The sequence below is a fragment of the Streptomyces sp. NRRL S-31 genome, from assembly GCF_000718775.1.
In the GTDB taxonomy this organism is placed as follows: domain Bacteria; phylum Actinomycetota; class Actinomycetes; order Streptomycetales; family Streptomycetaceae; genus Streptomyces.
In genome coordinates, this window is sequence record NZ_JOCB01000255.1 from 1 (window position 1) to 462 (window position 462).

Genomic DNA, 462 nt, shown 5'->3' on the forward strand with positions numbered 1-462 from the left:
CCAGCGCCCGCGCGAACACCGGAAACACCCGATACAGACCCCGCCCCATCCCCACCCACTGACCACCCTGACCGGAGAACACAAACGCCGACCCACCCGGGGAGGCAGTACCCGTGACGATTCCGGGTTTTCCGTCGATCAGCGCGTCCAGGCCGGCCGGGTCAGTCAGCACGGCACGGTGCGGAAACCGAGCCCGCGCGGCCAGGTCAGCGGCCACCTCGGCCGGTGTGACCTCGGGGTGCTCGGCGAGGAACCCGCGCAGCCTGCGGGCCTGGTCGCGCAGGGCCGCGTCCGACTTCGCCGACAGCAGCCACGGCACCGGCACCACGGCCTCAGGGGCCGGATCGGGAGCGGCAGGGGACGCGGGCGACGTCTCCTCCGCCGGGTCCGGGGCCGGAGCCTCCAGGATCACATGCGCGTTCGTACCGCTGATACCGAACGCCGACACACCGGCACGGCGGG

1 pseudogene is annotated in these 462 nt (G+C 72.9%); it reads right to left on the reverse strand.

Going from position 1 to position 462, the window contains the following annotated elements:
• Positions 1-412, reverse strand: a pseudogene (locus tag IF37_RS40410) (modular polyketide synthase); the annotation flags it as partial.
• Positions 413-462 lie beyond the last annotated feature (50 nt).